Origin of the sequence: Agrobacterium sp. 719_389 (assembly GCF_900188475.1) — a bacterium.
Lineage (GTDB): Bacteria > Pseudomonadota > Alphaproteobacteria > Rhizobiales > Rhizobiaceae > Agrobacterium > Agrobacterium radiobacter.
The window spans coordinates 57,816-84,576 of sequence record NZ_FYEM01000008.1; the positions used below are offsets into that span (position 1 = coordinate 57,816).

A 26,761-nucleotide genomic window follows, 5' to 3' on the forward strand; every position below is an offset into this window, starting at 1 on the left:
ACACGGCTCAGGACTTCTGGAACATGGCGAGCATGCGCCGTGTCACGAGGAAACCGCCGACGATGTTGATCGTCGCGATCAGGACGGAAAGCGAGGCGAGGATCACCACCAGCCAGTTGCCGGAGCCGATCTGCAGCAGCGCGCCGATAATGACGATGCCGGAAATCGCGTTCGTCACCGCCATCAGCGGCGTGTGCAGCGAGTGGCTGACATTCCAGATGACAGAGAAGCCGATAAAGCAGGCGAGCACGAAGACGATGAAATGGCTCATGAAGCTTGCGGGGGCATAAAGGCCGACGAGAAGCAGAACCGCCGTGCCGATGACGAGCAGGCCGACCTGACTTTTCGTTTGCGCCTTGAACTCGGCCCGTTCCTTGGCGTGCTTTTCCTCAGGCGTAAGCTCTTTTGCTCTTTCCTTGGGTTTCTGCGCGGCAATGGCCGGGATCTTCGGTGGCGGCGGCGGGAAAGTGATCTCGCCCTGATAGGTGACGGTCGCGCCACGGATGACGTCGTCTTCCATGTTGTGAACCGGCTTGCCGTCCTTTGCGGGCGTCAGGTCGGTCATCATGTGGCGGATGTTGGTGGAATAGAGCGTCGAGGCCTGCGTCGCCATGCGGCTCGGAAAATCCGTATAGCCGATGACGATGACGCCATTGTCGGAGACGACGCGCTGGTCGGGAACCGTCAGGTCGCAATTGCCGCCGCGTTCTGCCGCGAGGTCGATGATAACAGAACCCGGCTTCATCATCGCCACCATGTCCGCCAGCCACAGTTTCGGGGCGTCGCGGCCCGGGATCAGCGCCGTGGTGATGACGATATCGATCTGCGGCGCAAGCTCGCGGAATTTTTCGAGCTGCTTCTCGCGGAATTCCGGCGAGGAGGGGGCGGCATAACCGCCGGTGGCGGCGCCATCCTGCTGTTCGGCGAAATCGAGATAGACGAATTCAGCGCCCATGGATTCGATCTGCTCGGCCACTTCGGGGCGAACGTCGAAGGCGTAGGTGATGGCGCCGAGCGAGGTGGCCGTGCCGATGGCGGCAAGACCGGCAACACCTGCGCCGATGACCAGAACCTTGGCGGGCGGCACCTTGCCGGCGGCGGTGACCTGACCGGTGAAGAAGCGGCCGAAATTATTGCCCGCCTCGATGACGGCGCGGTAGCCGGCGATGTTGGCCATGGAGGACAGGGCATCCATCTTCTGGGCGCGGGAAATACGCGGCACCATGTCCATGGCGATGACGTTTGCGCCCTTTTCCTTCGCCTGCTCCAGAAGGTCCTTGTTCTGTGCGGGGTAGAAGAACGAGATCAGCGTCTTGTCCGAAGACAGGCGATCAATCTCCGACGTTTCCGGCGGACGAACCTTGGCGATGATATCAGCGCCGGCGTAAAGCGCATCGGCGCTGTCGACGACCGTGACACCCGCTGCGCGATAGGCGTCGTCGGAAAATCCCGCCGCCTTGCCCGCACCTGTCTCGACGATGCAATCATATCCGAGTTTCTGCAATGCCTGGGCGCTGTCGGGCGTCATACCGACGCGCGCTTCGCCCTCATATAATTCCTTAGGCGTCCCGATCTTCAAAATGGCTCTCCCTCTGCCTGAAAATACAGGGGGGTCATAACCTATTCAGGGGGGCTTTGTCTCCATATTGATTTTGTCTTGCCTGCGACGGAATGACAGCCCCCTGCGACAGTTCGTTCGATATTGCGGCTCGCGGCGCAATAAAAGAACCCGGCGCCTGCGCGCCGGGTTCCGAAAATGTCCGTCAGGACCGTTGCTCACTCCATAGTGTGGATGTCGCGATCCTTGGTTTCCGGCAGGAACAGCAGGCCGACGACCAGCGTGATGCCTGCGAAAATGATCGGATACCAGAGGCCGTAATAGATGTCGCCCTTCGCCGCGCTCATCGCAAAGGCGGTGGCGGGCAGGAGGCCGCCGAACCAGCCGTTGCCGATGTGATAGGGCAGCGACATGCCGGAGTAGCGGATGCGGGTCGGGAACAGTTCGACCAAGAGCGCCGCGATCGGGCCGTAGACCATCGTCACGTAGATCACGAGGACGGTCAGAACCGCGATGATGACGATCCAGTTCACGGCGGCCGGATCGGCGACCATGGCGAAGGTGCCACCGCCGGCAATTGTGTAGACGGCCATCTCGGCTGCTCCGGCGGTTTCCGCCGGTGTCAGCAGCTTGTCCGCCACCAGCTTGTCGGTCGCAACCATCTTCTTGTCGGCGGCGCGAACCGCGTCGGCATTGAGGTTGAGTTCCGGGTTGGCGGCAATGAAGGCGTCCAGTTTCGCATCCGGCACCTGTGCCGCGCCGCGCACCAGCGGGTAGCCGCCGTCGTGCAACGCGATGTTGACCTGCTTCTGGAATGCCTTGTCCTTGGCGGCGGCATCGGCACCGGCTGCGATGGCGTCGTAGCTGGCGATGGTGGCGTCGCCGATCTTGACGCTCGCCGGCTGGCCGGCTGTTCCCGCGACGACGTCATAGGGAACGGAGTTGCGCGTCAGGAACGAGGTGGCGATATCACAGGATGTGGTGAATTTCGCCGTACCTGTCGGGTTGAACTGGAACTTGCAGTCGCCCGGAGCCGCGGTCACGGTGGCGCGAACGCTGGCCTGCGCTTGCGCAAGTGCCGGGTTACCCGCCCAGGTGAGCGCCTTGAACAGCGGGAAATAGGTCAGCATGGCGAGAACGAGACCAGCCATGATGATCGGCTTGCGGCCGATCTTGTCGGAAAGCCAGCCGAAGATCACGAAGAAGCTGGTGCCGAGGATGAGCGCTGCCGCGACCATGATGTTGGCTGACTGGCCATCCACCTTCAGAATGCTCTGCAGGAAGAACAGCGCGTAGAACTGTCCGGTGTACCAGACGACGGCCTGACCGATGACGGCGCCGACGAGGGCAAGCAGGGCGATCTTGGCGTTTTTCCACTGGCCGAAGGCTTCGCTGAGCGGCGCCTTGGAGGTCTTGCCCTCTTCCTTCATCTTCTTGAAGGCGGGGGATTCATTCATTTTCAGACGGATCCAGACGGATACGCCGAGCAGCAGAACGGAAACGAGGAAGGGAATACGCCAGCCCCAGGCGGCGAAGGCTTCCTTGCCGAGTGCGAACTGCACGCCGAGGATGACGACCAGCGACAGGAACAGGCCGAGCGTCGCCGTCGTCTGGATCCAAGAGGTGTAATAACCCCTGCGGCCATTGGGGGCGTGTTCCGCCACATAGGTTGCGGCACCGCCATATTCGCCGCCGAGCGCCAGACCCTGAAGCATGCGCAGGACGATTAGGATGATCGGAGCGGCGATGCCGATCTGGGATGCGCCGGGCAGGACGCCGACGAGGAAGGTCGAAACGCCCATGATGAGAATTGTGATCAGGAAGGTATATTTACGGCCGACAATGTCGCCCAGACGGCCGAACACCAGCGCGCCGAAGGGGCGCACGAGGAAGCCCGCGGCAAATGCCAGAAGCGCGAAGATGTTGCGCGTTGTTTCCGGATATTGGCTGAAGAAGTTCGCGCCGATATAGATCGCGAGCGAACCGTATAGATAAAAATCGTACCATTCGAAGACTGTTCCGAGAGAAGAGGCGAAAATCACCTTCTTCTCTTCACCCGTCATCGGACGGGCTGCGCCGCTTACGGCTGCAACATTTGCCATTGTCTGTCCTCCACAGATGTCCCAATCGGCGCATTGCGGAGCCCATCTCTCTCCTCCGGGCAAACCTTGCGGCTGCAATGCGCGTGATGTCAGAGTGACAGAAAATTAACCCCAATAAGAGCGATGCTTTCGGATTATGACTTTAGTCTAATGTATAATGTGCAAAAATGTCGCAGCGCGGTTTTGGCCTGCCCGCACCGGATGGTCTGAAACGCGCCTTTTTTCTTGACACAAACAAGAAACCTTCTAATAGCTTCTCGCGAAGAAGGAGCATCACCTTGCGCATGCATGTTGCAGACATGTTCGTCATGGAAGGACCGGCACGATCCGCCGGCGATGATCCGCGCCTTTCTTATTCTATCCGAATTACGGCCAAAACGACGATTAAAACCGTCTGACGTCTCTGGCCACCGCTCTCTCCCCGGTTTGGCCGGGGATCGTGGAAGCCGCGATCTAATGCGGGTTCCCACCTCACCAAAAAGAGGAGAGACAGAAAGAGAGCTTGATCATGGGTTTCAAAGTTGCAATTGCAGGCGCCACCGGCAACGTCGGTCGCGAAATGCTCAATATCCTGGCCGAACGCGGTTTTCCCGCCGATGAAGTCGTGCCGCTTGCTTCCGCCCGTTCGCAGGGCACGGAAGTATCCTATGGCGACCGCACGCTGAAGGTCTCGAACCTCGAAAACTACGATTTTTCCGACACCGATATTTGCCTGATGTCGGCCGGCGGCGATGTGTCCAAGAAGTGGTCGCCGAAGATCGGCCAGCAGGGCTGCGTCGTCATCGATAACTCGTCCGCATGGCGCTACGATCAGGACGTTCCGTTGATCGTTCCGGAAGTCAACGCCGATGCGGTCGCGGGCTTCACCAAGAAGAACATCATTGCCAACCCGAATTGCTCCACGGCGCAGCTCGTCGTCGCGCTGAAGCCGCTGCATGACTTCGCCAAGATCAAGCGCGTCGTCGTCTCCACCTACCAGTCGGTTTCCGGCGCTGGCAAGGAAGGCATGGACGAGCTGTTCCAGCAGACCCGCGCCGTCTTCGTCGCCGACCCGGTCGAAACCAAGAAGTTCACCAAGCGCATCGCCTTCAACGTCATTCCGCACATCGACGTCTTCATGGAAGACGGCTACACCAAGGAAGAGTGGAAGGTTCTGGCCGAAACCAAGAAGATGCTCGATCCGAAGATCAAGGTAACCTGCACGGCTGTGCGCGTTCCTGTCTTCATCGGCCATTCGGAATCGGTCAACATCGAGTTTGAGAACGAGATCACCGCCGATCAGGCGCGTGATATCCTGCGCGAAGCGCCGGGTTGCCTCGTCATCGACAAGCGCGAAAACGGCGGCTACATCACGCCGGTCGAATCCGCCGGTGAAGACGCAACCTACATCTCGCGTATCCGCGAAGATGCGACGGTTGAAAACGGCCTCAACATCTGGGTTGTTTCGGACAATCTGCGCAAGGGCGCTGCCCTCAATGCCATCCAGATCGCCGAACTCCTGGTCAATCGTGGTCTCATCAAGCCCCGCAAGGCGGCTGCCTGATCTACGATACGATTTTTTAAGGTTCGTTAAGTATAACCCGTCTGTTCTGTGTGGGGCAGGCGGGTTTTATAATTGGCGAGATCACGGCCAGTTTATTTGCAGGCCTTGCTGTCGAAAGGCAATTTAGGCCGCCAAAAGACAGTTTTGGCACCTGAATCATACAGTATTGACGGTTTGGTTCTCGGGAAAAATTCCCCAAAGGATATCGAAGGCAGATTTTGATGCGGGCAATGAAGGTAATTCTGGCTGGTGTGGCCATGGTTTCGGTTCTGGCAGCGACGCCGGTTATGGCTGCGCAATGCAGCAACACCTCGGCGGGCTTTGATGCCTGGGTCGGCGCCTTCAAGCAGGAAGCAGCGGGCCGCGGCGTCAGCGCCTCGGTGCTTGACCGTGCCTTCTCCGGCGTCTCCTACAACCAGGCGACGATCCGCGCCGATCGCGGTCAGCACAGCTTCAAGCTGTCCTTCGAACAGTTCATGCAGAAGCGCGGTGGTCAGACGATCATTTCACGCGGCAAGACCATGAAGAAGAACAATGCAGCTCTGTTTGCGTCCATCGAACGCGCTTATGGCGTGCCGGCTGGTCCGCTGCTCGCCATCTGGGGCATGGAAACCGGTTTTGGCGGCTTCATGGGCAACCAGCATACGCTTTCCGCCGTTGCGACGCTTTCCTTCGACTGCCGTCGTTCGGATTATTTCACCGAGCAGCTTTATGCGGCGCTGAAGCTCGTTGGCAGCGGCTCGCTGAACGTCAACGCCAAGGGCGCTGCCCATGGTGAAATCGGCCAGACGCAGTTCCTGCCGCTGAACGTCGTGCGCTATGGCGTGGATTTCGACCGCGACGGCCGTATCGATCTCGTCGGCTCGCGCGCCGATGCGCTGGCTTCCACCGCGAACTTCCTCGTCGGCCATGGCTGGCAGCGTGGTGCGGGCTATCAGCAGGGTCAGGCGAACTATGCCGCCATTCAGGGCTGGAACGCTGCAAGCGTCTACCAGCAGGCCATTGCGTTCATCGGCAAGGCGATCGACGGCCAATAAGGTCGTTGGTTTGGCAGGCTTTGTGATCGCAAGGCCTTATCCGCATTCTCGACGTCATCCTCGGGCTTGTCCCGAGGATCTGCGACGCTTCGATTTTCTGTTGGGTGGTTAGATCCTCGAGACAAGCCCGAAGATGACGGGAGTTACCTGAGCAGGCCAAACGGCGCCCGTAGAACCACCCGTTTCAATCACAGGTCCGGGCGGCGAAAGTCGCCCGTTTTGCCGTCCATCACCCACAATTCGCCGGTCGAAATATCGAACCATGCGCCGTGCAGCTTGACCTTGCCGGCGGTTTCCTGCGCCTTGACGAAGGGGAAGCCGCGCAGATTGGCGATGGAGTTGCGGATGGAAACGCGCTCCAGCGCGGTCTGACGTTCGGAGGCGGTCATGACGTCGTTGCTCTGGATCTGCTCGGCCGCTGATTTGACCATGTTCATCCATTTGCCGATGAAGTCGCCCGGCGACAGCGGCTCAAGATTGGGGTCGAGCGCTGCCTGAATGCCGCCGCAGCGGCCATGGCCCATGACCACGATGTCCTTCACCTTCAGAACCTGTACGGCATATTCGATGGCCGCCGAGGTGGCGTGGTATTGCCCGTCCGGCTCGAAGGGCGGCACCATGTTGGCGACGTTGCGGACGACGAAAAGCTCTCCCGGTCCGCAGTCGAAAATGGTTTCCGGCGCCGAACGGGAGTCACAACAGGCAATGAACAGGGTCTGCGGTTTCTGTCCGGTCTCGGCCAGAACGCGATATCTTTCGCGTTCATCGACATAGCGGCCGCTCATGAAGTTCTTGTAGCCGTTGAGAAGGTTTTCCGGAAAATCTTTCATCTATCGCAGTACCGTTGTGCTTGGACCAAGATCAAGAGAAGAACTCGGTGCGTTGAAGACCAATCCTTTTTGAGCATTTTCGCTTTTCTTCGAACCGCGAAACCGCTCCAGCTCCTTGTTTGCCGCATTTCCAGCCGGGAGCCCGGGGATTACTTTCCTGGAAATGCTCTAGCCGCTATTTGCGCTTGCTGCGCGAAGGATGCAAGAGATGACGCATCTGCACCATGGCCATGGGTGTGGAGAGACTTGAAGAGTCCGTCTCCAGCGTCAGTTCGTTCATGTCGCGTTTTTTGGTGCGCGCCAGAATTTCGAAGACGCTGGCGGTTGCCAGCTGCAGCGCCTTTTCATCATCCAGGCCCTCCAGCAGGCGGGCGAGGAACAGCGCCGACATCAGGTCGCCGAGACCGTTCGGCGCATTTTCGATGGCGCGATGTTCGGCAAGCAGTGCGTGGCGGCCGCTGAGATAGAGGTTGCCGGTGCCGCCCGTCATCATCGGCACGGCTGAGGTGACCAGCATTTTCGGCGGGCCGAGTGCGAGCGCGGCATCCATGATGGCATTGTTGGTCTCAAGCTCGGCGCCGCTCATCCAGGCCAGTTCATAACGGTTTGGCGTGGCGACGGTGGCAAGCGGAATGAGGTGATCACGGATGGCTTCGGCGGTCTCAAGGGGAATGTAAAGCCCGCCAAGATCGCCCATGACCGGGTCACAGGCATAAATCAGCGACGGGTTCTTTTCCTTGAGATTGCGGATCAGCCTTGCGACGGAGCGCACCTGCGCCGCGCTGCCGAAATAACCGGTCAGGACAGCCTTGACCTCGCCGATCCATTTGGCGTTTTCGAGGTCGGTCATGGCCTTGTCGAAATCGTCGTCCTGAAAGCGCATGCGGGTGGAAGGGCCGTGGCCGGGATGCCAGGGCATGACGATGGTGGGCACCGCCCATACCGGATAACCCAGCGTCTCCAGCGCAAAGACCGCCGCGCGGTTGCCGACGGAGCCACGCATGACGTGGCTGGAAATGACGATGACAGCGCCCTGTGTATTTTCCTGCATCACGGCCTTCTTGCTTTCAAACGAGGCAGAAAGCCCGCAAGTGCACCTCGCCCTGCCACTGCCAAAGATCAAGATGCGCTCTCATGACATATCGCAAGGCCGGTTTCCACCGTTAATCCCGCAAGGGTCTGTCCCGCAAAAGCATGGCGCGGTCGGGTTCTTTGTCTCTGCCAGCGTTACCTGCCTGTCATTGCGGGATTGCCGAAGTACTCTATAGTTGCAACATGCTCGATCTCGTCATTGCCTATTGGCCGCATATCCTTGCCGTTCTCTCGATTTTGATGGGAACCGTGGCGGCCGTGCATGCCACGATGACGAAGGAGGAGGTGCGCTCCGCGCTCGGTTGGGTCGGCGTCATCGTTCTCTCTCCCATCGTCGGCGCGGTCATCTATGCGATTGCCGGCATCAACCGCATTCGCCGGTCCAACATCACGCAGAAGCGGTCCTTCATGCAGGACGAGATCATGGATCGCGTGGCGCGTCTGGATGCCGGCGGCGACACGATCGCCGCGCGCTTCGGACGGCGTTTCGAGGCGATGAAGACGCTGGGCGACCGGGTAACGCGCCATGCGCTGACGACCGGCAACGGTATCGAGCCGCTTTTGACCGGAGATGCGGCCTATGCCGCCATGCTGGAGGCGATCGGGGAGGCGAAGCGGTCGATCATTCTCGAAACATATATTTTCGACAATGACCGGATCGGCGCCCGTTTTGTCGCCGCGCTCGAAAGGGCGAAGATTCGCGGCGTGGAGGTGCGTGTGCTGGTGGATGCGGTGGGCGCCCGTTATTCCGTGCCGAGCATCCTGCCGACGCTCAGGGAAAAGGGTATCGTCTGCGATGTCTTCAACGGCAATGTCATCATGGGGCTGCGGCTGCCCTATGCCAATCTGCGCACCCACCGCAAGATCCTCGTGGTGGACGGGCGCATTGCATTTAGCGGCGGCATGAATATCCGCGAGGGGTTTACCCTTGAGTTCGGTGGGGAAAGTCAGTCGCACGACACGCATTTCAAGATCACCGGGCCGGTGGTATCGGACTTTTTCTCCATTGCGGCGGAGGACTGGCGCTTCACGACAAAGGAGCTTCTGGATGCGCCGGTCTGGGATATCGCCATTCCCGATGGCGTGCCGGGCTCGCAGATCGTCGCCCGCGTCTGCTCCTCGGGGCCGGACAGGAGCATCGAGACCAGTCACAAGATGCTGATGGGGGCATTTTCCGTCGCCCGTTCCTCCATTCTCATCATGTCGCCCTATTTTCTCCCTGATCGGGAGCTTATTTCGGCGCTCATTACCGCTGCGAGGCGGGGGGTCGTGGTGGATATCATCGTGCCGAAAAGCAACAATCTGGTGCTTGTGGACAGGGCGATGACGGCGCAATTCGACCAGATGCTGAAGAATTATTGCCGCATCTGGCGGGCGACGGGGGCTTTCAATCACTCCAAGCTTCTGGTGATCGACGGGCGCTGGAGCTACATCGGTTCTTCCAATCTCGATCCGCGTTCTTTGCGGTTGAACTTTGAGATCGATCTCGAAGTTATGGATGAGGAATTCGCAGCAACGATCGGGGAGCGCATCCGGGATGCACGTGCAACCGCCTTGCCCGTGCGGCTCAGCGAACTGAATGCGCGGCCATTCGTTGTCCGTTTTGTGGAGCGTGTCCTGTGGCTCGCTTCGCCTTATCTTTAGAATGCGGTGCGTCCGACGGGGCGCTGCGCGAGACCGGAGGCATAAACGCGTGAAAAAGAACGGTTTGCTGGAGGATGAAAAAACGGCTTTGACGAAAAACACCAGCCTGTCCGCCTTCGTCATGCAGTCGCTGCGCGACCGTCGTCAGCGGCAGAATGCGGCGCCGGCGACGAAAGACCATTCCTTTCCGGTCATCGCCTCCTACAATGTGCATAAATGCGTCGGTCGTGACCGCAAGTTCGATCCCGATCGCACCAGCCGCGTCATTCAGGAAATCGGCGCTGACATCATCGCGCTTCAGGAGGCGGATAGCCGTTTCGGCGAGCGCACCGGCCTGCTTGATCTCGCCCGGCTGGAGCGGGAAAGCGGCCTCATCCCAGTGCCGGTGCAGGCCGGTGTGAAGGCGCATGGCTGGCACGGCAATGTCGTCCTTTTCAAGGAAGGCGCCGTCAGGGATGTGCATACGCTGAAATTGCCGGGGCTGGAGCCGCGCGGTGCGCTTGTCGTTGAACTGGATCTGAAGAGCGGCAGCACGCTGCGGGTCATCGCCGCCCATTTCGGGCTTCTCAGGCATTCGCGCGCCCAGCAGGCGAAAGCGCTGATCGGCCTTCTGGAAGCGCGCAACGAATGCGCGACCATTCTCATGGGAGACCTGAATGAATGGCGTCTCGGCAATGGTTCGTCGCTCAATACGTTCCGGGATGCTTTCGGCGCCCTGCCGCCGGCGGTGCCGAGTTTTCCGTCCAACCTGCCGGTGCTGGCGCTCGACAGGATCATCGCCAATCGAAAAGGGCTGATCGAGCAGGTGGAGGCGCATGACAGCGCGCTGGCGCGTATCGCCTCGGACCATCTGCCGCTGAAGGCTGCGGTCCGGACCGATCTTCTTCCGATCTGATCTTGCCACGGCAAGCTATGCCGCAGGCAAAGTCCGGAGCCAGGCCGGCGTTAAATCCGCTGCACCGCCGTCAAGTGGCTGCGCGAGCGCGCTTCCAGCAAGGATGTGCGAATGGCTTCCATCAACCGCTCGCGATTGTTTCTGGTCTTGCCTCTGTCGAGATTTTGCGCGGAAAGCGCGAGATCAAGACCCTCATGCATCACTATCGAATAGGCAACGGTCGTTGCCCAGTTCTCGTAGTCCTGCTCCATCATGTCGCCCCTGAACTAAATCATTTAGTCCGAATCACCCTGTTCTTGGAAATTACCACAAAATTCCAAGCATAGAATAGCGTCGTTTCTTGATGGTCTGTCCGATTGAAGCCGATATATTGATTTTTGACAGGTTCAATGTGGGGCAATATAGGCGTGTTTTCCGCTTAAGCATTTGAAACTGATTCTATTTTAGTAAGGCGGCATAGACATTTCCGTCCATGAAAAACGCCGCGCATCCGGGGGATGCGCGGCGGGCTTGCGTCGAAGGTGCGGTGGATGGGAGTATGGTCTCAGCCGGCCTTTTCGAGCTTGTAGTCCGAATTGGCCGGTTCTTCCTGCTTGTGCTGGATGAGCGGGCGGTTGCCCGACAGCTTGCGCACCAGCACGTAGAAGACCGGTGTCATGAAGATGCCGAAGAACGTCACGCCGATCATGCCGGAGAAGACGGCGACACCCATGGCCGCGCGCATTTCCGCACCTGCACCGGTAGAGACAACCAGCGGCACCACGCCCATGATGAAGGCGAGCGAGGTCATCAGGATCGGGCGCAGACGAAGCCGGCTTGCCTCGATTGCCGCCTGAAGCGGCGTTCGTCCCTCGAATTCCAGCTCCCGGGCGAACTCCACGATCAGGATCGCGTTCTTCGCCGAGAGACCGACAAGGACGACAAGGCCGATCTGCGTAAAGATGTTGTTATCCCCTCCTGTCAGCCAGACGCCGGTGAGGGCCGCGAGCACACCGAGCGGTACGATCAGGATGATCGCGATCGGCAAGGTGAGGCTTTCATATTGCGCGGCAAGCACGAGATAGACGAGCAGCAGCGCCAAGGGGAAGACAACGATGCTGGAATTGCCGGCCAGGATCTGCTGGTAGGTCAGGTCAGTCCATTCGTAATCGACGCCCGCGGGAAGGGTTTCGGCAAGGATCTTCTCGATCGCCGCCTGCGCCTGTCCCGAGGAGAAGCCCGGCGCCGGACCGCCGTTGATATCGGCCGCAAGGAAGCCGTTATAACGGTTGGTGCGTTCCGGTCCTGTCGTCGCGTCCACCTTCAGCAGCGTCGAAAGCGGGATCATCTGACCCGTTGCCGAACGAACCTTCAGGCGGCCAATATCTTCCGCATGGGCGCGGAACTGCGCGTCTGCCTGCACACGCACGCTGTATGTCCGCCCGAAGGCGTTGAAGTCGTTGACATAAAGCGAACCGAGATAAATCTGCAGCGTCTGGAAGACGTCGGTCACCGAAACGCCCAGCTGCTCGGCCTTGGCGCGGTCGAGATCGGCGAAGAGCTGCGGCACGTTGATCTGGAAGCTGGAGAAGATGCCCGCCAGTTCCGGTGTCTGGTATGCCTTGGCGATGACCGCCTTGGTCGCTTCATCAAGCGTCCGGTAGCCGTAACCGGCGCGGTCCTCGATCTGCAGCTTGAAGCCGCCCGTCTGGCCGAGACCGTTGACCGGCGGCGGCGGGAACATCGCGATGAAGGCATCCTGAATGCCCGCATATTTCTGGTTCAGCTGCATGGCGATGGCGCCGCCGGACAGTTCCGGTGTCTTGCGCTTTTCGAAGTCATCGAGAACCGCAAAGACGATGCCGGAATTGGAGCCGATGGTGAAGCCGTTGATCGACAGGCCGGGGAAGGCGATGGCGTGGCTGACGCCGGGTGTTTCGAGCGCGATGTCGCTCATCCGCTTGATGACGCTTTCGGTGCGGTCGAGCGTTGCTCCATCCGGAAGCTGGGCGAAGCCGATGAGATATTGCTTGTCCTGCGCCGGCACGAAGCCGCTCGGAACTGTCGTGAACATGCCGTAGGTTGCCGCAACCAGCGCCATATAGACCAGCATCACCAGGCTCTTGCGCGTCACCAGCCCGCCCACGGTCTTGCCGTAGCCATTGGAGGCGGCGCCGAAGGCGCGGTTGAAGCCGCGGAAGAACCAGCCGAAAATCCGGTCCATGAAGCGGGTCAGCCAGTCTTTCGGTGCACCATGTTCCTTGAGCAGCAGCGCCGCAAGAGCGGGTGACAGCGTCAGCGAATTGATCGCCGAAATGACGGTGGAGATGGCGATGGTCAGTGCGAACTGCCGGTAGAACTGGCCGGAGAGGCCGGAGATGAAGGCAAGCGGCACGAAAACCGCGACCAGCACCAGCGCAATCGCAATGATCGGTCCGGACACTTCGCGCATCGCCTTATAGGTGGCGTCACGCGGCGACAGCCCGTTTTCGATGTTTCGTTCGACGTTTTCGACGACCACGATCGCGTCATCCACCACGATGCCGATGGCGAGCACGAGCCCGAACAGCGTTAGCGCGTTGATGGAAAACCCAAAAGCATACATGACGGCGAAGGTGCCGATGATCGAGACCGGAACGGCGATCAGCGGAATGATCGATGCGCGCCATGTCTGCAGGAAGAGGATGACCACAAGCACCACGAGGCCAACGGCCTCGAGGAGTGTATCGACGACCTTCTCGATGGAGGAGCGCACGAATTTCGTCGTGTCGTAGACGATCTCGTATTTTACGCCATCAGGCATCGCGAGCTGCAGATTGTCCATGGTGGCGCGGACATTATCGGCGATTTCGATAGCGTTGGAGCCGGGAGCCTGGAGAACTGCCACAGCCACGGCGGGTTCGCCGTCGAGCAGCGAGCGCAGCGTGTAATCGGCAGCACCGAGTTCGATGCGGGCGACATCGCGCAGGCGGGTGATTTCGCCGTTCGCGCCGCTCTTGACGATGATGTTGCCGAATTCCTCCGGCGTCGTCAGACGGCCCTGGGCATTGACGTTGAGCTGCAGGTCGACGCCGTTCGGGCTCGGCGAAGCGCCGATGACGCCGGCTGCCGCCTGTACGTTCTGCTGGCGAATGGCGTCGGAGACGTCACTGGCGGCAAGATCGTGTTCGGCGACCTTCTGTGGATCGAGCCAGACGCGCATGGAATAGTCACCTGCGCCGAAGACCTGAACCTGGCCCACGCCTTCGATGCGGGCGAGCCGGTCCTTGACGTTCAGCGTTGCGTAGTTGCGCAGGTAGGTGATGTCATAGGCATCGGTTTTCGACACCAGATTGACGACCATGATGAAGTCGGGGGAGCTCTTGACTGTCGTGATACCGAGCGCGCGGACTTCCGCCGGCAGGCGCGGTTCGGCCTGCGACACGCGGTTCTGCACCAGCTGCTGGGCCTTGTCGGGGTCGGTGCCGAGCTTGAAGGTGACGGTCAGTGTGAGCACGCCGTCGGACGTCGCCTGGCTGCCCATGTAGAGCATGTCCTCGACGCCGTTGATCTGTTCTTCAAGCGGCGTGGCGACGGTCTCGGCGATAACAGCCGGGTTCGCGCCGGGATAGGTGGCGCGGACGACGACGGATGGCGGAACGACTTCCGGATATTCGGAAATCGGCAGGGCGCGCATGCCGAGAAGGCCCGCCACCACGATCAGGATCGATAGAACGCCGGCGAAGACCGGCCTATCGACAAAAAATCTGGAAATATTCATATCCAGTCCCTCTCCGGGTATATTTTTGGAATGCAAAGGCCGTTCCGGCGGCTTTTCTGCCGCCGGTGGAGGCCGGTTCTGTCTGAAGGGGCGTCTCGCGAAAGCGCGGGACGCTTACTGATCAAAGAGGAGGGTTACTGCGAAGCAGCAACCTTGTCTTCCGCCTGTGGTGCGATGGTCGCACCGGGACGAATGCGCTGCAGGCCGTTGACAACAATCGTATCACCGGCGGCAAGGCCGCTATCGATGATGCGCTGGCCATCGGCCGGTGCGCCCGGCTTGATCTGGCGGTAGCTCACCTTGTTTTCGGCATCGACCACGAAGACGAAGCGCTTGTCCTGATCCGTGCCGATGGCGCGGTCGCTGATGACGATGCGGTTTTCCGGCTTCGGTTCGCCCATGCGCACCCGCACGAACTGGCCCGGAATGAGCCTGCCGTCCGGATTGTCGAAGATGGCACGGACACCGATGGTGCCGCTTGCCGAATCCACCTGGTTGTCGATCAGGTGCAGGGTGCCCTTGATCGGCGTGCCCTCATCCGAAAGCGTGCCGATTTCGACAGGGATCTGTTCGAGAGCGGGCAGGGCGCCATCGGTTTTCGGCAGTTCGGCAAGCGCCTTCGCAACCGTTCCTTCGCTGGCGTTGAAGCTGGCATAGATCGGGTTGACCGATACCAGTGTCGTCAGCGCAGGCGAGGTGGAACCGGCGGCGACGAGGTTGCCGGCGGTGATTTCGATGCGGCCGACCCTGCCGGAAACCGGTGCGATGATTTCGGTATAACCGAGATCAAGCTGGGCCGTGGTCAGTGCTGCGCGGGCGGCGCGAAGCTGGGCTTCGGCATCCGCAAACGAGCTCTGGCGCTGGTCGAGATCGCTCTGGGAGATGGTGCGATTGTCGGAAAGCCTGCGGCCACGGTCGAGTTCGGTCTTGGCAAGGCTGACCTTGGCTTCGGCCGAAGCGACCTGTCCTTCAGCGCCTGCAACGGCGGCCTGATAGGGTGCCGGGTCGATGGTGAAGAGGGGATCGCCTTCCTTCACCAGCGCGCCTTCGCGGAAATGCACGGCCTTGATCTGGCCGGCGACGCGGGAGCGGATCTGCACCCGGTCAACGGCTTCGAGACGGCCGGAAAATTCTTCCCAGCGCATCACGTCACGGCTTTCCACCTTGGCGACGGTAACCGGGATTGCCGGTGTTTCAGCCGGGGTGGAAGCGGCCGTGGCATTACGGCTGGTGGGGAGGTCGAAAATGAGTGCTGCAGCTGCAACGGACATAGCGAGCCCGATACCGGCGCCCGTCAGGGCCCGGCGCTTGGTGTTCAGCGTCATGGGTTTCTCCTTGGCTCGGATCAGGAGCCGGTCAGTTTCTCAATAAATGCGGTATTCAGTGTTTCAACTGGTCAACGAAGGTCTTGAATTCCGAACAGACGGATGAGACCCATCCGCCGCCCTCTCCTTGATAGAGCCCCGTCCAGCCGACGCCGGCGGGGAAAACATGCTGCCGGACGCTGACGCCTGAGGCGATGAGGCGGTCTGCGTAATTGACCGTTTCGTCGCGCAGAGGGTCGTCCTCGGCGGTAAAGATCAGCGCCGGCGCCACCCGGTTCAGCCGCGTGCACTGACACGGTGCGGCATAGGGGTGGAAGAACCCGCACGCCTTGGCAAGGTAATGGCTCCAGCCATCGGCCCAACGCTGGCGCATGCCGATCCTGTCCGCATCGCGGAAGGATTCCGTCGTCATCATCGGGTCGATCATGGGCGACAGAAGAATCTGGCCTGCGAGCTTGCCCGGCATGCGGTCACGGGCCTTCAAGGCAAGCCCCGCCGCCACATTGCCGCCTGCTTCTTCGCCGGCCACGAACAGCAGCGATTTCGCGCCGCCATAGTGCTTGCGATCCCGGCTCAGATGATCGAGCGCTTCATAGGCACAGTCGATCACCATCGGAAACTCGTTGCCGGACGGCTTGCTGTAATCGGCTTCCACGACCACTGCGCCGCTTTCCGCAAGCGCGCGGGCCACCGGAAGCTCGGGGCAATTGCCGCCCGGCTCGAGACCGGGTTCCAGAAAGGATCCGCCGCGCAGATAAAGCACGACAGGCGGATGGCTGCAGAGGCAGGAACCTTCATAACGGCGCACGGAGAGCTTCGGCGCGGACGCCTCGCTGCTGCCGATGTTTTCCCAATGCGCGTTCATGACTCCAGATCCTTTGCGCCGCCACCAATAGGCGGATCGTATTGCAAAATCTGAAATCTATATTATTGTTCGGATCGAAACGATCAAGCATGCAAATTTGAAAACACTATTCCGAAATCACGGATAATCATATCTCCGAGGCAGTGAATGGATCAGCTCTCCGCCATGCGGGTTTTTACGCGGGTTGTGGAAACCGGCAATTTCAGCCGCGCTGCCACCGCGCTGAACATGCCGAAAACCACGGTCACCAACATGGTGCAGGCGCTTGAGGCGCATTTGCACACCACACTTCTCAACCGCACCACGCGCCGGGTGATGCTGACAACGGATGGCGCTCTCTATTATGAGCGGGCCTCACAGATTTTATCGGAAATCGAAGAACTTGACGGCAGCATGTCCAGCGCACAGGTGCAGCCATCCGGCCGGTTGCGGGTGGAAATGGCCGGTGTCTTCGCGGACCTGGTGGTTATCCCACATCTTTGCGAATTTTACCAGCGTTATCCGCATATCCGTCTCGATCTCGGCGTCGGCGACCGTCTGGTCGATTATATAGCGGAGAATGTCGACTGCGCACTCCGGGTCGGCGTGCTGCGCGATCAGTCGCTGATTGCCCGAAAAGTGGGCGAACTCCGGTTCGAGACATTCGCCTCGCCATCCTACATCGAAAACTTCGGCATGCCGCAAGAACCGGAGGATCTCGAGAAGGATCATTATTCGGTGGGCTACCTCAATGCCACCACCGGCCAGATCATGCCGGCTTCTTTCGACAATGGTGTGCGCAGCGTTGAACTGACCCCGAACTATGTCGTCTCGGTCAATGACAGCCGTACCTATCTCAACGCGGCATTGGCCGGCATGGGCATCGTGCAGCTTCCTGTCTTCATGGTGAAAGATGCGCTTTCGCGGGGTGAACTGGTGCCGGTGCTTTCCGAATGGCGGCGCGAGGCAATGCCGATCTACGTGGTCTATCCACAAACCCGGCATGTGACCAACAAGGTCCGCGTTTTCGTCGACTGGCTGGCAAAGCTGGTGCACGGTCTGGTGTGAGGCGGGGGATCACCTCCCAATCCAATCAGCGCCCGACCCTTGCGGCGAGAAAATCGATGAAGGCGCGCACGCGGGCGGCCAGGTGCTCGTGGCCGGCGTAAACCGCGTGGATCACCTCCATGTCCTCGGCGCTATACTCCTCCAGCACGGGAACGAGCAGGCCGGCCCTGATATCGGGCTCGACGTGGAATTCACCAACACGTCCGAGCCCCAGCCCCGCCAGGCAAAGCCTGCGCATCGCCATGCCGCTATTGACCGATGCATTGCCGGTGATGGGGAGGCGATACACTTCCGTCGATCCGGGATCGCGGAAGGGCCATTCGTTGAGGCTGCGGCTGAAATTGAAGCTCAGGCAATTGTGATGCGTCAGATCCTGCGGTTTTTCCGGCATTCCGTGTTTTTCGATATAGGCAGGAGAAGCGACGATGACGCGGCGGACTTCCTTGAGCTTCCGCGCCTTCAGGGAGGAATCGCCCATGGCGCCGGATCGGATCGCAATATCGGTGCGTTCCTCGATCAGGCTGATGACGCCGTCGGTGAGTGAGATATCCAGTTCTATTTCCGGATAAAGCGACAGAAATTCCGGTGCAAGCGGCAGGAGGTAACGTTCGCCGAAGCCCAGGGTGGCGTTGACGCGCAGCAGGCCGCGCGGCACCACCTTGCCGCCGCTGGCCACGATCTGCTCCGTTTCAGTGATGTCGGCGAGAATGCGCCTTGCCCGGGCCAGATAGACTTCACCCTCCGGTGTGAGCGTGACAAGCCGGGTGGAGCGGGCCAGCAGCCGGGTGCCGAGGCGGTCTTCGATGCGTGTGACAAGCTTGCTCACCGCTGAGGGGGAAAGCTTCAGCCTGCGCCCGGCCGCGGAAAAGCTGCCCAGTTCCGCCGCCGCCACGAAGACTTCCATTTCTCCGGCCCTGTTGTCCATCGCCTCACCATCTGTGAAATCAATTCAAAGGCGTTTATCCGATCTTGCCGATTATCATGCAAGTCCCCTTCGCCCATATTGCCCCCATAGAGTGATCCAACCGGACAGCACCGCTGTCAAAATGCTCCAAACCGACAGCGCCGCTGTCCAGAACGCCCGCGATCCCGCTCCGGGCGGAGAGGTAGTTATCATGCCATTGGCCATATTTGCCCTGACGATCGCGGCCTATGCGATCGGAACAACGGAATTTGTCATCGTCGGCCTGTTGCCGACGGTCGCCAACGATCTTCATATCACCCTGCCGCTGGCCGGTCTCATCGTCAGCGTCTACGCGCTTGGTGTCACCTTCGGCGCGCCGATCCTGACGGCGCTGACCGGCAGGATCGAAAGAAAGCCGCTGCTGCTCGGCCTCATGGCCCTGTTCATCATCGGCAACAGCGCCGCGGCTTTGTCGCCGAACTATGAGATGCTGCTCGTCGCCCGCGTCATCGCCGCTTTCGCCCATGGCGTTTTCTTCTCGGTCGGCTCCACCATCGCCGCCGACCTCGTTCCGGAAAACCGCCGCGCCTCGGCCATCGCCATGATGTTCATGGGGCTGACGGTCGCCATCGTCACCGGCGTTCCGCTCGGCACCTATATCGGGCAGGTCTTCGGCTGGCGCGCCACTTTCTGGGCCGTCGCCGCCCTTGGCGTCATTGCTTTCCTGGGCATTGCCACGCTTCTGCCGAACACGCTCAAGAAAGCGCCTCCGGCGAGCCTCTTCGATCAGGTCCGCGTTCTCGGTTCCGGCCGCCTGCTCATCGTTTTCGCCATGACCGCGCTCGGTTACGGCGGCACTTTCGTCGCCTTTACCTTCCTTGCGCCGATCCTGCAGGATGTGACCGGCTTTTCGGAAAAGAGCGTCAGCCTGATCCTCGTGCTCTATGGCGTCGCCATTGCAGCCGGCAATATTGGCGGCGGCAGGATCGCCAACCATAACCCGGCCAAGGCGCTGATCGGACTCTTTCTCGCGCAGGCCATCGTGCTGCTCGTCTTTTCCTTCACGGCCTTCTCACCGGTGCTGACGCTCATCACGCTTGCGGCGCTCGGCTTCCTGTCCTTCGCCAATGTTCCCGGCCTGCAGCTTTATGTCGTGCAGCTTGCCAAGGAACACCGTCCCGGCGCGGTCGATGTCGCCTCTGCGCTCAACATCGCCGCCTTCAACCTCGGTATCGCCATTGGCGCATGGCTTGGCGGCCTGGTGGTGGAATCGCCGATGGGTCTTGCGGCAACGCCCTGGGTCGGCGCCATCCTCGTTGCGGTGGCCCTGCTGCTCACGCTCTGGAGCAGCGCGCTGGACCGTCGTGCCGCGCTGACGCTGAAAACCGCCTGAGCTTTTCACAAAATTCCCGGCCATGCCCCAAGCTGGCCGGGCAACCTCAAAGGAGAAAATATATGTTTGATGTCACCGCAAATGGCGCTTCGATCCCGGCGCTCGGCTTCGGCACCTTCCGCATTCCCGGCCCCGATGTCCTGCGCATCGTTCCGCATGCGTTGAAGGCCGGTTTCCGCCATATCGATACCGCCCAGATCTACGGCAACGAGGCCGAAGTCGGCGAAGCCATCGCCGGTTCCGGCGTGGCGAGGGGCGATATTTTCCTCACCACCAAGGTCTGGGTCGAGAACTACACGCACGAGGCCTTCCTCGCCTCCGTCGATGAAAGCCTGAAAAAGCTGAAGACCGATTATGTCGACCTGTTGCTGCTGCATTGGCCGAACGAAGCGGTCTCGCTCGCCGAACAGATCGGAGCGCTGAACGAGGTGAGGCAAGCCGGCAAGGTGCGCCATATCGGCGTCTCCAACTTCAATACGGCGCTGATGGCCGAGGCGGTGAAGCTTTCCAAGGCTCCGATCGTGACCAACCAGATCGAATACCACCCCTATATGGATCAGGATGTGGTTATCGCTGCCGCCAAGGCCGCCGGCATGTCGGTGACGGGCTATTACGGCATGGCCGATGGCAAGGTCTTTGCCGACCCGGTGCTGAAGGAGATCGCCGCAGGCCGTCGCAAGTCGGTGGCGCAGGTGGTGCTGCGCTGGCTCGTGCAGCAGCCGGGTGTCGTTGCCCTGTCGAAAACGGTCAGCGAAGCGCGCGTTGATGAAAATCTCGCCATCTTCGATTTTGAGCTTTCTGCCGATGAAATGGCGGCGATCCATGCGCTCGCCGGACCGGATGGCCGCATTGTTTCCCCGGACGGGCTTGCGCCTGTCTGGGACGAAGCTGCCTGACGATGAGGGCCGGGGAGGGAACGCTCTTCCCGGTTTTCTTTGTGTGAGAAATCTTCGCGCATGGCGATGCGCATCACAGCCCATAGAAACGATGCATCTCACATCGGACCTGGTGACGATTTATCCGTCTTTTTTTGGAAAACTGGAGCGGGCGAAGGGATTTGAACCCTCGACCCCAACCTTGGCAAGGTTGTGCTCTACCCCTGAGCTACACCCGCTCAAATCCACCGGTCCGGGGTAGTACGCTGAACCGTGGGCCACCGAAGCGGCGACGGGTGCTATATCGCTCAATCGTTTTTGGAATGCAACAGTTTCTTTTGCGGTTTCGGTGGAAATCCATGCGGCTGCGCGTTTTTCCGCAATGTAAGGGCGGCCGGGAATCGGAACAGGAGTGCGCCAGGAAGAAGACGTTGTTTCGATTGGGTTTTATCTTCTTTCCGCAAGATATCGCAGGAGAGGAGGCCAGAAAATAACCTATTTACATTTGGTTAAAATCTGATTCGACAAGTGATTCGTTCGGGTGTACAAATTTGATGTCCACGAAAAAAAAGAAACGATACTTGGCATATCTTCAGGAGGATGAGCCTTGTCGTATGCAGCTTTTGAACGGGTTGGCGCACAATTGTCGCCGGAGCAGATCACCGATCTGCAGAATATTTTCGATGGCGTATGTTTCGAGTGCTTTCAAGATCGCAGTAGCCACGTTGCCAATGAGTGCGCAGCGGTTCTGATCCGCAGCGCCCAGCGGGGCATTCTCGATCACGAGATGCTGCGGGACATCGGGCTTGCCGTTCTGCGGCGCCACTGACGCTTGAATACGAGAAAAAAGCGCCCGGATCGTCCGGGCGCTTTGCTGTTGGGGCGGCGGATTTTTCCGCTCAGCTCTTTTCCTGCACATGCGCTTCCAGGAACCAAAGCGACTTGTCGAGATCGCGCGAGGCGGCGGTGAAGATGTCGGCCGTCGTCGGATCACCGGCCTCGTCGGAATCGTCGATCGCCTTGCGGATCATGTTGGCCACATCGCCATAACGCTCGATCAGGGCGTCCAGATGGTCATGGATTTTGTAGATATCGGTCGGATAAGCCTTGAGCTTGGTCGTCGAGGAGACGGATTGCAGGCTGCCGAGCGCCGTGCCGCCAAGCTGGACGACGCGCTCGGCAATCGTGTCGCCGTGATTGTCGAGCTGGGTGCGGAACGTGTCGAGAAGTTCATGGACGGCGATGAATTGCGGGCCCTTGAGGTTCCAGTGCGCCTGCTTGGTGACGAGCGCAAGGTCGATGACGGAAGCGAGCGATTCATTCAGAATGCCGATCACGGTCGACTTGGCGTTGGAAGGCAGGTCGTTCTTCGTCTTGTGCGTCTTCATCGATGTCTCCTGAAGTTGCGGACGGAATGCCGCTTTGGAAAAGTCCGTCGTTTAACGTCCGGGCCTGTTGCCCTGTTCCATGCTAAGCACTGGGACAGTAAAAATCCTGCACAATCATCATGTCATTCGTAAAACAGGCAGATGCGCCGGCCGTCTATCTCATTGACGCGGATCGGCATGTCATAGATGTCCTTGAGAATCTCGGGGCGGATGATCTCTTCCGCAGGTCCCTGATGGCAGATGCGGCCTTCGCGCATGGCGATGATGGTGTCGGAATACCAGGAGGCGAAGTTGATGTCGTGCAACACCAGAACCACGGTCTTCTTCAGCTCGTCGGCGGCCTTGCGCATGATCTTCATCATGCTGGAGGCGTGTTTCATGTCGAGATTGTTGAGCGGTTCGTCGAGCAGCACATAATCCGTGTCCTGACACAGCACCATGGCCACGAAGGCGCGCTGGCGCTGGCCGCCGGAAAGCTCATCCAGAAATCGGCCGGCAAGGGATTCGAGATTGAGATATTCGAGCGCCCGGTCGATATGGGCCTTGTCCTCGATGGTGGGGCGGCCCTTGGAATAGGGATAGCGCCCGAAACTGACTAGATCGCGCACCGTCAGGCGCGAGGAGATGTGGTTGTCCTGCCGCAGGATAGAAAGCCGTTTCGCCAGCGTGTCGGAAGCGGTTTTCGTAACATCGAGCCCATCGACCGTTACGGTTCCCGCATCCATAGACATCAGCCGCGCCACGATGGAGAGCAGCGTCGATTTTCCCGCCCCGTTCGGCCCGATGATGGAGGTGACGCCGCATGCCGGAATGGAGACGGAGACGCCGTCGACCACGACCGTGTCGCCATAGGATTTGCTGATCTGACTGGCGATGATCATCGCGCACCTCGTTTCAGAATAAGACCGATAAAGACGATGCCGCCCAGAAATTCGATGATGATGGAGAGCGCCGTATCGAAGGCGAAGATCCGCTCCAGCACCACCTGACCGCCGACGAGGCAGATGATGGCGATGAGGATCGCGGCGGGCAGCACGTAGGCGTGTTTGCCATTGCCGGTGAGATAATGGGCAAGGGCGGCAACCAGCAGCCCGAAAAACATGACCGGGCCGACCAGCGCTGTGGAGACGGCGACGAGCACGGAGACCAGCACGAGGATGATCGTCACCGTGCGCTTGTATTCGACCCCGAGGCTGATGGCCGTTGCGCGGCCGAGCGAGAGGACGTCGAGCGTGTGCATCAGGCGCAATCCGATGATGGTCACCGCGCCGATGATGACGGCGGAAACCATGAGAAGCGTCGGATCGATGGAATTGAAGCTGGCGAACAGCACATCCTGCAGCACCGTATATTCATTGGGATCGAGCACGCGCTGCATGAAGCCCGAGAGGCTGCGGAAAAACACGCCAAAGACGATGCCGACCAGCACCAGAAGATGCAGGCTGCGTTCCGCGCCGACGAACAGCCAGCGATAGAGCAGGGCGGAAAAGGCGACGAGCAGCCCGGTTTCGACCAGAAACTTCAGTTGCGGATCGATCATGACCACGGTTGCCGAGCCGAATATGAAAATCAGCCCCGTCTGCATCAGCACATAAAGCGAATCGAAACCCATGACCGAAGGGGTGAGGATGCGATTGTTGGTGACCGTCTGGAACAGCACGGTGGAAACGGCGATGGCATAGGCCACCAGCAACAGCGACAGAAGCTTGATGCCGCGAAACGGCAGCACGAAGCTCCAGCTGCCCTTGGCGCCGAGCGTCATGAAGGCGGCCATGGAGAGGAGTGCGAATGCCGCAAGCACGAGCAGAACGGTTTTTGCGCGCCTTTCGGGGTTTCTCTCACGCATGGCGGCGTTTCCGCAGCAGGAGATAGAGGAACAGCGCGCTGCCAATGACACCGACCACGGTTCCGATCGGCACCTCATAAGGTGCGCGCACCGTTCTTCCGATGATGTCGCAGGCAAGAACGAAGACCGCGCCAAGCGTCGCCACCCAAGGCACGGAGCGGCGCATATTGTCGCCGATCATCAGGCTGACCACATTCGGCACGATCAGTCCGAGAAAGGGGATCATGCCGACGGTCACGACGACGACGGCGCTGACCAGCGAGACGATGGTGAGGCCGAGCGCCATCACCCGGCGATAATTGAGGCCGAGATTGGTGGTGAAGTCGCGCCCCATGCCGGCCACCGTGAAACGGTCGGCGGCGAGATAGGCGGCGATGGCGAAAACGAAACCGATCCATAGCAGTTCGTAACGGCCGCGCAGCACGCCGGAAAAATCCCCCGTCATCCATGCGCCGAGCGATTGCAAGAGATCGAAACGATAGGCGAAGAAGGTGGTGACGGCGGAAATGACGCCGCCCAGCATGATGCCGATCAGCGGCACCAGCAGCACGTCGCGCAGCGGCAACTGTCTCAGGATACGCAGGAAAAGTGCGGTTCCGGCGAGCGCGAAAGCGGCGGCTACCAGCATCTTGCCGAATATGGGTGTTTCCGGTGCAAGCAGGGTGACGACCAGCAGCCCGAGGCCGGCAGATTCGGTGGTGCCCGCCGTCGAAGGTTCCACGAAACGGTTGCGCACCAGCATCTGCATGATGAGACCGGCAATCGCCATCGAGCTTCCGGCCAGTATCAGCGCCAGCGTGCGGGGGATGCGGCTGACGAGCAGCACGCGCAGTGCATCCGCGCTGGTATCAGGCGAAAAGAGCGTGGCGAGCGAGACATTGCTGACGCCGACGAACAGGCTGGTGATGGCGAGCACCAGGGCCAGAAGAAAGGCAAGAATGAGAGACAGGGACTTCACTTCGGCGATTTTTCGAAAATGGTGAAAGCTCCCGGCGACCCGCAGGTTACGGTGAGGCTACAAACCTCTCTCCGTCATCCTTGGGCTTGTCCCGAGGATCTGCAACCTATTGATTTTACGATACCTTGGTAGATCCTCGGGACAAGCCCGAGGATGACGTCGAGTGTGGAGCAGATGGCGCGCGGTTGCTACGACTTCTTCTCGGAAACAGCCTTGTAGACCTGATCGAGCAGGGTGGTGAGCGCCGTATAACCGCTGCTGACGATATAGGCCGCCTGAGGGTCGAGATAGACGATCTGCTTTTTCTTCCAGGCATTGGTCTGGTGCACCAGCTCATTGTCCAGCACCTGCGCGGCTGCCTTGCCCGGATCGGTGGCGCGACCGATGCCGGCGTCGCGATCGATCACGAACAGCCATTCGGGGTTGACCTCGGCCAGATATTCGAAGGAGACGACGTCGCCGCGGTCGAAACGGTCGTCAATATCTGCGGCAACGGGCTTGAAGCCGATTTCGGTGTGCAGCCAGCCGGTGCGCGAGCTGGGGCCATAAACGCCGACCTTGCCGGCATTGGTGACGAGGATCATCGCCGTGCCGGAGTTGGGAGCGATCTCCTTCAGCTTTGCGACCTTCTCATCGATGACGGCGTCGAGCTTCTTTGCTTCTTCCTGCTTGCCGAAGATATCGCCGAGCTTGGTGATGTTGCCTTTAAAGCTCCCGATGAATTCCTTGGAATCGATCGACATGTCGATGGCCGGCGTGATCTTCGCAACGTCAGGATATTTCGCCCGCGAACGGCCGCCGACGATGACGAGATCGGCTTCCGCCGCATTGATCGCTTCGTAATCGGGTTCGAATAGCGTGCCGGCCTTCAGATATTTGCCATCGGCATATTTCTGCAGATAGGTCGGCAGGTTGGAGCTGACCACACCTGTTGGCTCGACGCCCAGTGCATCGAGATTGTCGAGCGAGGGAATATCGAGAACCAGAACCTTCTTCGGCGCCGCCTTCAGCACGGTCTCGCCCTGCGCGTGCTTGATCGTCATTTCCTCAGCGCCGGCGGTCATCGCGCCAAGGCTGAAGGCTGCTGCCGCCAGCAGGCGAACGGGGAAGGTGAAGTTGATGGCCACTTATATGTCCCTTGCAATATGGTTCTAACCCGGCGGAAGTGCTCCCGCCGGGTTAACTTGATGTTCGCTATCAGCTTTATTGGCAAGGTATGCGGAAATCAAAAATATGTTTTAGAACGGTTCTGAATTGCCGTGAGCGGGAAATGTCTGGGAGGAATAGCATGGCTTGCAATTTCTCCGAACGTCATCCTTGGCCTTGTGCCGAGGATCTAATCACGTTGAACAAAGCGATAGGTCGCAGATCCTCGGCACAAGGCCGAGGATGACGGAAGCACCATTTTCGAACGCGTCGCTAACCCGGTCTGTGTCCGCACGTCTCAATTCGGCGGCCAGTCGCCGACGATTTCGCGTCTTTCCAGTTTCAGCGACCGGTCGGGTTGCACGCGATAGGTCTCAATCGCAAGCCGGCCGTCGCCCATCACGAATTCGTTGCTGAGCGTGCTGCCGATGGGTGATTTGGTCAATTTGGTGCGGGGCTGCCCGCCATAGGTGATGCTGCCGGGAATGGGTTCGACATCGGGCGTGGCTGTCGTGCAGCCGGCGAGCGCCAGAACCATCATGATCGCGATCTTGCGCATGTTTTTCTCCTGCGT

24 protein-coding genes and 1 tRNA gene are annotated in these 26,761 nt (G+C 59.9%); 9 read left to right on the forward strand and 16 right to left on the reverse strand.

Annotated features, from left to right (window positions below):
• Positions 1-7: 7 nt before the first annotated feature.
• Together CFB10_RS15475 and CFB10_RS15480 are read right to left on the reverse strand one after the other, a co-directional pair.
• On the reverse strand, positions 8-1,579 hold the full coding sequence (locus tag CFB10_RS15475; protein WP_020011686.1) for a Re/Si-specific NAD(P)(+) transhydrogenase subunit alpha: 1,572 nt from the start codon (positions 1,577-1,579) through the stop codon (positions 8-10).
• Positions 1,580-1,776: 197 nt separating this feature from the next.
• Complete coding sequence (locus CFB10_RS15480) at positions 1,777-3,660, reverse strand: MFS transporter (RefSeq protein WP_020011685.1); 1,884 nt, start codon at positions 3,658-3,660, stop codon at positions 1,777-1,779.
• 167 nt (positions 3,661-3,827) lie between these two features.
• Between CFB10_RS15480 and CFB10_RS24055 the strand changes: the two genes are divergently transcribed.
• The 3 genes from CFB10_RS24055 to CFB10_RS15495 all read left to right on the forward strand — a co-directional run bounded on the left by CFB10_RS24055 (position 3,828) and on the right by CFB10_RS15495 (position 6,240).
• Positions 3,828-4,058 (forward strand): hypothetical protein, encoded by a 231-nt coding sequence (locus CFB10_RS24055; RefSeq protein ID WP_020011684.1) that lies wholly within the window; start codon positions 3,828-3,830, stop codon positions 4,056-4,058.
• A gap of 110 nt (positions 4,059-4,168) precedes the next feature.
• Positions 4,169-5,203 (forward strand): aspartate-semialdehyde dehydrogenase, encoded by a 1,035-nt coding sequence (locus CFB10_RS15490; protein ID WP_020011683.1) that lies wholly within the window; start codon positions 4,169-4,171, stop codon positions 5,201-5,203.
• Between the two features lie 221 nt (positions 5,204-5,424).
• Positions 5,425-6,240: a lytic transglycosylase domain-containing protein gene (locus CFB10_RS15495; RefSeq protein WP_003504041.1), complete on the forward strand. Its 816-nt coding sequence runs from the start codon at positions 5,425-5,427 to the stop codon at positions 6,238-6,240.
• 188 nt (positions 6,241-6,428) lie between these two features.
• On the opposite strand, the gene CFB10_RS15500 is transcribed toward CFB10_RS15495, so the two are convergent.
• Entirely contained in the window at positions 6,429-7,070 is a 642-nt protein-coding gene (locus CFB10_RS15500) for a carbonic anhydrase (protein ID WP_020011681.1), read from the reverse strand.
• A gap of 175 nt (positions 7,071-7,245) precedes the next feature.
• Complete coding sequence (pdxY, locus tag CFB10_RS15505) at positions 7,246-8,121, reverse strand: pyridoxal kinase PdxY (RefSeq protein WP_020011680.1); 876 nt, start codon at positions 8,119-8,121, stop codon at positions 7,246-7,248.
• A 224-nt stretch (positions 8,122-8,345) separates the two neighbouring features.
• Between pdxY and CFB10_RS15510 the strand changes: the two genes are divergently transcribed.
• Together CFB10_RS15510 and CFB10_RS15515 are read left to right on the forward strand one after the other, a co-directional pair.
• Positions 8,346-9,806 (forward strand): phosphatidylserine/phosphatidylglycerophosphate/cardiolipin synthase family protein, encoded by a 1,461-nt coding sequence (locus CFB10_RS15510; protein ID WP_020011679.1) that lies wholly within the window; start codon positions 8,346-8,348, stop codon positions 9,804-9,806.
• A gap of 49 nt (positions 9,807-9,855) precedes the next feature.
• Complete coding sequence (locus tag CFB10_RS15515; RefSeq protein WP_020011678.1) at positions 9,856-10,701, forward strand: endonuclease/exonuclease/phosphatase family protein; 846 nt, start codon at positions 9,856-9,858, stop codon at positions 10,699-10,701.
• Between the two features lie 50 nt (positions 10,702-10,751).
• On the opposite strand, the gene CFB10_RS15520 is transcribed toward CFB10_RS15515, so the two are convergent.
• The 4 genes from CFB10_RS15520 to CFB10_RS15535 form a co-directional block, all read right to left on the reverse strand.
• Positions 10,752-10,955 carry a hypothetical protein gene (locus CFB10_RS15520; RefSeq protein ID WP_020011677.1) on the reverse strand — a complete coding sequence of 68 codons (204 nt, stop codon included), beginning with the start codon at positions 10,953-10,955 and terminating at the stop codon, positions 10,752-10,754.
• Between the two features lie 290 nt (positions 10,956-11,245).
• Positions 11,246-14,440 (reverse strand): efflux RND transporter permease subunit, encoded by a 3,195-nt coding sequence (locus tag CFB10_RS15525; RefSeq protein WP_020011676.1) that lies wholly within the window; start codon positions 14,438-14,440, stop codon positions 11,246-11,248.
• A 134-nt stretch (positions 14,441-14,574) separates the two neighbouring features.
• On the reverse strand, positions 14,575-15,765 hold the full coding sequence (locus CFB10_RS15530) for an efflux RND transporter periplasmic adaptor subunit (RefSeq protein ID WP_020011675.1): 1,191 nt from the start codon (positions 15,763-15,765) through the stop codon (positions 14,575-14,577).
• Between the two features lie 55 nt (positions 15,766-15,820).
• Entirely contained in the window at positions 15,821-16,630 is an 810-nt protein-coding gene (locus CFB10_RS15535) for an alpha/beta hydrolase fold domain-containing protein (protein ID WP_020011674.1), read from the reverse strand.
• Between the two features lie 147 nt (positions 16,631-16,777).
• Here CFB10_RS15535 and CFB10_RS15540 point away from each other — a divergent pair, with 147 nt between their 5' ends.
• Positions 16,778-17,677, forward strand: a complete 900-nt coding sequence (locus tag CFB10_RS15540) for a LysR family transcriptional regulator (protein ID WP_020011673.1) — start codon at positions 16,778-16,780, stop codon at positions 17,675-17,677.
• A gap of 25 nt (positions 17,678-17,702) precedes the next feature.
• On the opposite strand, the gene CFB10_RS15545 is transcribed toward CFB10_RS15540, so the two are convergent.
• Positions 17,703-18,602 carry a LysR family transcriptional regulator gene (locus CFB10_RS15545; protein ID WP_020011672.1) on the reverse strand — a complete coding sequence of 300 codons (900 nt, stop codon included), beginning with the start codon at positions 18,600-18,602 and terminating at the stop codon, positions 17,703-17,705.
• A gap of 190 nt (positions 18,603-18,792) precedes the next feature.
• On the opposite strand from CFB10_RS15545, the gene CFB10_RS15550 reads away from it, so the two are divergent.
• Positions 18,793-19,974, forward strand: coding sequence for an MFS transporter (locus CFB10_RS15550; protein ID WP_026363925.1), 1,182 nt, complete (start codon positions 18,793-18,795; stop codon positions 19,972-19,974).
• A gap of 62 nt (positions 19,975-20,036) precedes the next feature.
• Entirely contained in the window at positions 20,037-20,870 is an 834-nt protein-coding gene (locus CFB10_RS15555; RefSeq protein ID WP_020011670.1) for an aldo/keto reductase, read from the forward strand.
• A 143-nt stretch (positions 20,871-21,013) separates the two neighbouring features.
• Here the strand turns inward: CFB10_RS15555 and CFB10_RS15560 are convergent.
• Positions 21,014-21,088, reverse strand: a tRNA-Gly gene (locus CFB10_RS15560).
• Positions 21,089-21,456: 368 nt separating this feature from the next.
• Between CFB10_RS15560 and CFB10_RS15565 the strand changes: the two genes are divergently transcribed.
• Positions 21,457-21,678 carry a hypothetical protein gene (locus CFB10_RS15565; RefSeq protein WP_004429892.1) on the forward strand — a complete coding sequence of 74 codons (222 nt, stop codon included), beginning with the start codon at positions 21,457-21,459 and terminating at the stop codon, positions 21,676-21,678.
• Between the two features lie 70 nt (positions 21,679-21,748).
• Here the strand turns inward: CFB10_RS15565 and dps are convergent, their stop codons facing one another.
• The 6 genes from dps to CFB10_RS15595 all read right to left on the reverse strand — a co-directional run bounded on the left by dps (position 21,749) and on the right by CFB10_RS15595 (position 26,746).
• On the reverse strand, positions 21,749-22,237 hold the full coding sequence (gene dps, locus CFB10_RS15570; protein WP_020011667.1) for a DNA starvation/stationary phase protection protein Dps: 489 nt from the start codon (positions 22,235-22,237) through the stop codon (positions 21,749-21,751).
• Positions 22,238-22,359: 122 nt separating this feature from the next.
• Positions 22,360-23,118: an ABC transporter ATP-binding protein gene (locus CFB10_RS15575; protein WP_020011666.1), complete on the reverse strand. Its 759-nt coding sequence runs from the start codon at positions 23,116-23,118 to the stop codon at positions 22,360-22,362.
• Positions 23,115-24,083 (reverse strand): iron chelate uptake ABC transporter family permease subunit, encoded by a 969-nt coding sequence (locus CFB10_RS15580; protein ID WP_020011665.1) that lies wholly within the window; start codon positions 24,081-24,083, stop codon positions 23,115-23,117. Before CFB10_RS15580 ends, CFB10_RS15575 begins: the two co-directional genes overlap by 4 nt.
• Positions 24,076-25,041 (reverse strand): ABC transporter permease, encoded by a 966-nt coding sequence (locus tag CFB10_RS15585; RefSeq protein ID WP_020011664.1) that lies wholly within the window; start codon positions 25,039-25,041, stop codon positions 24,076-24,078. The genes CFB10_RS15580 and CFB10_RS15585 overlap by 8 nt, the downstream gene beginning before the upstream one ends.
• Before the next feature lie 188 nt (positions 25,042-25,229).
• Positions 25,230-26,168 (reverse strand): siderophore ABC transporter substrate-binding protein, encoded by a 939-nt coding sequence (locus CFB10_RS15590; RefSeq protein ID WP_020011663.1) that lies wholly within the window; start codon positions 26,166-26,168, stop codon positions 25,230-25,232.
• Between the two features lie 317 nt (positions 26,169-26,485).
• Positions 26,486-26,746, reverse strand: a complete 261-nt coding sequence (locus CFB10_RS15595; RefSeq protein ID WP_026363924.1) for a hypothetical protein — start codon at positions 26,744-26,746, stop codon at positions 26,486-26,488.
• Positions 26,747-26,761: the final 15 nt, after the last annotated feature.